The following is a 6,578-nucleotide window of genomic DNA, read 5'->3' as shown; positions in this document are numbered from 1 at the left end:
ACCACCCCTTCCCATCCCGAACAGGACCGTGAAACGACTTTGCGCCGATGATAGTGCGGACTACCCGTGTGAAAGTAGGTCATCGCCAGGCTCTTATACCCAGAACCCCCAGCCCCATAAAGGCTGGGGGTTTTGCTTTTGCGGCGACGATTTCGTTCGCGCCGCGAAGCCCTCGTCATTTCAGCGTCGTATCGCTGTTGTATTCAGGGTACCGGAGTATTCCGGCGCGGATTTCGTTCTGTTATGTTTCCTACAAGCGCCGGGTCTAGGCGCGAAGCAGCGACGAGAAATTGGGTTTAGGGGGTTACATGGCGGCCACGAAGTTATGGCCCGCGCTTGCCAGCATGGCAGGCGTGTTGTTGTTGGCGGGATGTGCATCGAGCGGGGGAAATCCTCCCTTCGATCCGACGAAAATGGTCCCAGTGGCCGAAGTGGATTGCAAGACATTCGCGGCTAAAGCCGGCATGAAGTCGGCTGTTCACGTCGATGCGCTGGAGGCGGCGAATATCGCGACCGTGCTGGCCACGCAGCGGAATGCCGATGCTGAGGCTGGCGGCGACCCCGATGGCGAGGGCGAAGGCAGTGCTGCCGCGCCCGTGGCATTGCCCGAACTTCCTCCATTTTCAGCGTCCGCGTCGCTCGCCAATCTTCCTGCGGGCTGGCAGCCGTGGACGATCAACCGCAACAAGACCCCCACACGCTACACGCTGACCGAAGTGGATCAGCGCCTGGTGCTGCATGCCCAGGCCGACAGTTCCGCATCGGGGCTCTATGTGCCACTGACGCAGCGCGACCCCGGCATGCTTCGCTGGATGTGGAAGACGCGCGACGTGATCCGTAGCGCCGACAACGCGATGGGCCAGCGGGAAGACGCGCCTTTGCGCATCTTCGTCGCCTTTGATGGCGATACGGCCAAGCTGCCGCTGCGCGACCAGCTCATGTACGAAATGGCCCGCATCACCACGGGCCGTGAGATGCCTTACGCCACGCTGATGTACATCTGGGGCGGTCGCCGTCCCGCMGGCGCGGTGTTGAACAACCCCCATACGGATCGCGTCCGCATGATCGTGGTCGATTCGGGCACGCGCCACGCCAATAGCTGGCGCTGCCATGAGCGCGATCTGCGCGCGGACTACCGCAAGGCGTTCGGGACCGATCCCGGCAAGGTCATCGCCGTGGGGCTGATGACCGATACCGACAATACCAAGAGCCGCGCGGAGTCCTGGTACGGGGACATCGTCCTCGATTGACCGGGGGCTAGTCCTGGTCGATTGAGCAAGCGGAGGCCTGGCTTGGCGCCGTGTCCTCGAGCGCGAGCAGGGCGAACGTCGCCAGCCAATGGGTGGCGACGTAGTGGCCGCCCACCGCCTGCGGCAGTGACGCCTCGAGGTGATCGGACCACGCCCGCACAGCCAGCGGCTGGAGCGTCGGGGGCAGGGCGGGCCCCAGCAGCCGCCAGCACCATGCACGGGACAGGTTCAGGCCGTCCAGGTGCGACATCTTCGGGTCCGTGCGATCCGCCACCGTCACCGGCGTCAGCCAGGTCGCCAACTCGGCCTGCCCTGGCGAGAACATCTCCCACCAGTCCCCGAACGAGCAGTCGTCGTCGGTCACCTGCTGCATCAGGACCGCTTCGATCAATCCACCTGACAGGAACTCGTCGCCGCCCGGCTCGTAGCGGGCGGGATACCGTTGATCATGTCCGAACCAGCGGTGCGCGCGCCGGACAATGGCCTTGCGCAGCGCAAGGTGCTGCGTGCTCCGCGCGAAATGCAGCGCCATCACCAGCGCAAACGCGCTGTTGAAATGGGTGCCGGTCCGCACCGGGAAATCGGCGATTTCGATGGATTCGATCAGACGCAGCGCGAGGTGGTCGGCCAGGGGCGCACAAGCTGCTGCCCATTGCGCTGCCTGTGGGTCGTCTGCGCCCAGCAGCGTCAATTCCGACTGAAGCCGCAGCACCCACGCCCAGCCGTACGGGCGCTCGAACGTGCGCGAGCCCGGACGCTCGAAGTACGCCAACTCCGTCGCCAATGCCTCAGGSCGWAGTTGCGCGTCGAGCGTCTGCCGGATCTGCGGYGCGATCGGCAGGTCCGGGCGCGTCGCCAGCAGTCGCACCAGCAGCCAATGCATATGGACCGACGAATGCCAGTCGTAGCTGCCATAGAAGACCGGATGCGCCACCGCCGGCTCGGTGAGATCGCCGGCACGCGCCATCAGGTGGTCGAGCTTGTACGGATAGGGACGGACGATGTTGTCCAGCGCCACCCGGGCGAAGCCTTCCGCCGTGTTGTCGTCCAACAGCGTATGCGTCATCKCCGGCCTTTCCTATGAGCGGATTCTGAAAAGCTGCCCGCAATCAACGCCAAACTTAGGCGGCAGCGAGCCACTTCTCCACGAGTTTCACGAAGAACGTCGAGCCCACCGGCAGCAGYTCGTCRTTGAAGTCGTAGCTGGGGTTGTGCAGCATGCACGGTCCCATGCCGTGGCCGGCCTCGCGGTGCGTGCCCTCGCCATTGCCGATGAACAGGTAGCAGCCCGGCTTTTCCTGGAGCATGAACGAGAAGTCCTCGGCGCCCATGGTCGGCTCGACGTTGCCGTCCACATGGTCCGCGCCCACCACCTCGCTGGCCACGCCCACCGCGAACTCCGCCTCGGCGGCGCTGTTGATCGTCGGCGGGTAGTTGCGGCGGAATTCGAATTCGATGGTGCAGTCGAACGCCGACGCCACCGCGCGCGACACCTCTTCCATGCGCCGCTCGATCAGGTCGAGCACCGGCACCGTGAACGTCCGCACCGTGCCGCCGATCCATGCCTGATCCGGCACGATGTTGGTGGCATCGCCGGCGTGGAACTGGGTCACGGAGATCACGGCCGTGTCGATCGGCCGCTTGTTGCGCGTGATGATGCCCTGCAGCGCCGAGACGATCTGCGTGCCGGTGAAGACTGGGTCGAAGCCGTTGTGCGGCATGGCCGCGTGGGCGCCCTTGCCCTTCACGACGATGCGGAATTCATTGCTCGATGCCATCAGCGGCCCGGCCGTGGTGCCGAACGAGCCCACCGGCATGCCCGGCCAGTTGTGCATGCCGAAGACGGCATCGCACGGAAAACGCTTGAACAGCCCGTCCTTGATCATCTCGCGCGCGCCGCCGCCGCCCTCTTCGGCCGGCTGGAAGATCAGGTTGACGGTACCGTCGAAATTACGGTGCTCGGCGAGGTAGCGCGCCGCGCCAAGCAGCATCGCCGTATGGCCGTCATGGCCGCAGGCGTGCATCTTGCCGTCGTGCTGCGAGCGATGGCCGAAGGTATTGGCTTCCTGCAGTGGCAGTGCGTCCATGTCGGCACGCAGGCCAATCGAACGGCCGCTGTTGCCGTTGCGGATCACGCCGACGAGCCCCGTCGTGCCAAGCCCGCGATGGACCTCGATGCCCCACGATTCCAAGCTTTTTGCGACCAGATCAGCGGTGCGCTGTTCTTCGAAGCAGAGTTCGGGATGGGCGTGGATGTCGCGGCGGAGGGTGCGGATTTCGGCTTGCGCCTGGAGGATTTCTGGGATGAGCTTCATGGTGCCGTACCGGGCAGTGGGATACCCCGATCATACCTGTCTGCCTGCAAAGCGCCAAAGACGGACCTTGGCGCCCCGACTTGGCGCACTGCAGCACAGCACCTCGCGCGCCCGCGCACCCCTCGCCGGGTGGGTTTCCCCGCATGGCGCTGCCRTTCCACTGCTGGAACAGTTCATGCTTGAAGTGCCTGGCCGGTCGCGCCCGGATCCGCGATGCAGAATGGACCGCACCAAAATGCGGCGATTTCTTATTGCGCAGGCGACGACTGCTCCTTATTGTCATTTCAGACTTCCCACAGGGAGAAACGCGCGATGTCCCTTCGCACTGTCAACAAGGTCAAGATCGCCATGAGCAAGAGGGTCGGCAATACCGCCGCCGCCGTGCTGCTGGCGAGCGCCCTCGGCCTCGGCCTGGCCGCGCCCGCCCAGGCGGTCGACCTGAAGATCGCCATGAGTTCGCCGCCGACCTCGATGGATCCGCATTTCTATAACCTGTTCTCGAACATCAACGTGTCCGAACACGTGTTCGACTCCCTGGTGAAGCTCGACCCGGACAGCCGCATCATTCCGGGCCTGGCCGAGTCCTGGAAGCTCGTGAACAACCTCACGTGGGAATTCAAGATCCGCAAGGGCGTGAAGTGGCATGACGGCACCGAGCTGACGACCGAGGACGTGGTCTGGTCGCTCGACCGCCCCGCCACGATCCTGAACAGCCCGGGCAAGTTCGACGTCTATACCAAGGCGATCATCAACAAGAAGGTGATCGACAAGTACACGCTCCAGCTGACCACCAACCAGCCGTATCCGTTGATGYTGAACGACCTGACGTCGATCTTCATGGTGCAGAAGAAGGCCACGCAGGGCCTGACGTCCGACGACTTCGCGCAGGGCAAGGGCATGGTCGGCACCGGGCCGTTCAAGTTCGTGAGCTACGCCCGCGACGACCGGGTCGAACTGGTCAAGAACCCCGACTACTGGGGCCCGAAGCCGGCCTGGGACAAGGTCACGCTGCGCTTCATCCCGAACCCGGCCACGCGCCTCGCCGCGCTGCTGTCCGGTGACGTGCAGGCCATCGAGAACGTGCCGACGCCGGACCTGCCCAAGGTGCGCCAGGACCCGAAGCTGTCGTTCTTCAGCAAGATCTCGCACCGCGTGATCTACCTGTTTTTCGATGCCAAGCGCGACAAGTCGCCGTACGTCACCACCAAGGACGGCCAGCCGATGGATAAGAATCCGCTCAAGGATGCGCGCGTGCGGAACGCCATCAGCATGGCCATCAACCGGCAGGGCATCAAGGACCGGCTGATGGAAGGGCTTTCCGAGCCGACCAACAACCTCGTGCCGCCCACGCTGTTCGGCTACAACCCGGCCCTGAAGACGGTGAAATACGATCCCGAAGGCGCCAAGAAGCTGCTCGCGGAGGCGGGCTACCCCAACGGCTTCGGCGTCACGCTGCACACGCCGAACAACCGTTACGTGAACGATGAGAAGATTGCCCAGACCATCGCCCAGAACCTGACGCGGATTGGCATCGCCACCAAGGTGGAAGGCATGCCGATGGCCACCTATTCGTCGAAGGGTATCAAGCACGAGTGGTCGTTCGGCCTGCTCGGATGGGGCGCCCAGACCGGCGAGGTCAGCTCGCCGCTGCGTGCGCTGCTCGCCTGCGAGGACTCGAAGAAGGGCTTCGGCACGACCAACTGGGGCGAGTACTGCAATCCAAAAATGGACGTCGTACTAGAGAAGGCGCTGGCCACGGTGGAAGACGCTGAACGGTCGAAGCTGCTGCAGGAAGCCACGGCCATCGCCATCAACGACGGCGGCATCATCCCGATCCACCAGCAAGTCACCACGTGGGCCACGCAGAAGGGCATCACCTACGTGCCGCGTACCGACGAGCGCACTTATGCGCATAACTTCAAGCCGCAATAAGTCGGCTGGGGTCAATCGGCTGCACTAAGCTAGCAGCGGATGCCGTCGTGCAACGGTCCCTGACCTGGGGACCGTTGCCGGCGAAAGGATAGTGTCTCCACCATGCTGGTTTTCATCATCCGGCGCCTGATGCAGAGCGTGGTCGTGCTCCTCGTCATGTCGCTGCTCGTCTTTCTTGGCGTTTTTGCGATCGGCAACCCGGTCGACATCCTCATCAGTCCGCAGGCGGACCAGGAGGACATCAAGCGCACCATCGCCGCGCTCGGGCTGGACAAGCCGCTCTGGGAACAGTACTGGATCTTTCTGCAGAACGCSCTGCACGGCAACCTCGGCATGTCGTTCGCGCATGGCACGCCCGCACTGAAGCTGATCTTCGAGCGCATGCCGGCGACCATGGAACTGGCCGTCACGGCCATCCTGCTGGCCATCGTTCTCGGCATTCCGCTAGGTCTCTGGGCTGGGCTCCGGCCCACCGGCGTGGCCGGCAAGTCGATCATGACGATATCGATCCTGGGCTTCTCGCTGCCCACGTTCTGGGTCGGCCTGATGCTGATCATGGTGTTCGCGGTGCAGCTTGGCTGGCTGCCGTCGAATGGCCGGGGCGAGACCGTGCGGGTGCTGGGCATCCCGCTCAGCTTCCTGACCGTGGACGGCATCCGCCACCTGATCCTGCCGGCGGTCACGCTGTCGCTGCTGAACATCGCCATGGTGATCCGGCTCACGCGCGCCGGCACGCAGGAGGCCATGCTGCAGGACTACGTGAAGTTCGCCCGGGCCAAGGGCTTGTCGAACTCCCGCATCGTCGGGGTGCACGTTCTTAAGAATATTCTGATCCCGATCGTGACCGTGATCGCGCTCCAGTTCGGCTCGATCATCGCGTTCGCCATCGTGACCGAGTCGATCTTCGCCTGGCCCGGCATGGGCAAGCTCATCATCGACTCGATCCAGTTGCTGGACCGCCCGGTGATCGTGGCCTACCTGATGGTGATCGTGACGCTGTTCATCCTGATCAACCTCGTGGTGGACATCGTCTACAGCATGCTCGATCCGCGCGTGCGCATTGCCGACAACAAGGGCTGAG

Annotated in this window: 5 protein-coding genes and 1 rRNA gene; 4 read left to right on the top strand and 2 right to left on the bottom strand. The window is 63.9% G+C overall.

The window, feature by feature from the left end; genetic code table 11:
* A 5S ribosomal RNA gene (gene rrf, locus AB4Z27_RS03960) occupies positions 1 to 91 on the top strand; the annotation flags it as partial.
* 217 nt (positions 92 to 308) lie between these two features.
* Positions 309 to 1,250, top strand: a complete 942-nt coding sequence (locus AB4Z27_RS03955; RefSeq protein WP_441643932.1) for a DUF3047 domain-containing protein — start codon at positions 309 to 311, stop codon at positions 1,248 to 1,250.
* Between the two features lie 7 nt (positions 1,251 to 1,257).
* Here the strand turns inward: AB4Z27_RS03955 and AB4Z27_RS03950 are convergent, their stop codons facing one another.
* Both AB4Z27_RS03950 and AB4Z27_RS03945 read right to left on the bottom strand, forming a co-directional pair.
* Positions 1,258 to 2,316, bottom strand: coding sequence for a DUF2891 domain-containing protein (locus AB4Z27_RS03950; protein ID WP_441592181.1), 1,059 nt, complete (start codon positions 2,314 to 2,316; stop codon positions 1,258 to 1,260).
* A gap of 55 nt (positions 2,317 to 2,371) precedes the next feature.
* Positions 2,372 to 3,565 (bottom strand): M20 aminoacylase family protein, encoded by a 1,194-nt coding sequence (locus AB4Z27_RS03945; protein WP_092298490.1) that lies wholly within the window; start codon positions 3,563 to 3,565, stop codon positions 2,372 to 2,374.
* Between the two features lie 348 nt (positions 3,566 to 3,913).
* Between AB4Z27_RS03945 and AB4Z27_RS03940 the strand changes: the two genes are divergently transcribed.
* Both AB4Z27_RS03940 and AB4Z27_RS03935 read left to right on the top strand, forming a co-directional pair.
* Entirely contained in the window at positions 3,914 to 5,497 is a 1,584-nt protein-coding gene (locus AB4Z27_RS03940; protein WP_092298966.1) for an ABC transporter substrate-binding protein, read from the top strand.
* Between the two features lie 102 nt (positions 5,498 to 5,599).
* Entirely contained in the window at positions 5,600 to 6,577 is a 978-nt protein-coding gene (locus AB4Z27_RS03935) for an ABC transporter permease (RefSeq protein ID WP_092298493.1), read from the top strand.
* Position 6,578 lies beyond the last annotated feature (1 nt).

The organism is Cupriavidus sp. KB_39 (genome assembly GCF_052114485.1).
In the GTDB taxonomy this organism is placed as follows: domain Bacteria; phylum Pseudomonadota; class Gammaproteobacteria; order Burkholderiales; family Burkholderiaceae; genus Cupriavidus.
This window is presented reverse-complemented; position numbering and strand designations above follow the sequence as displayed.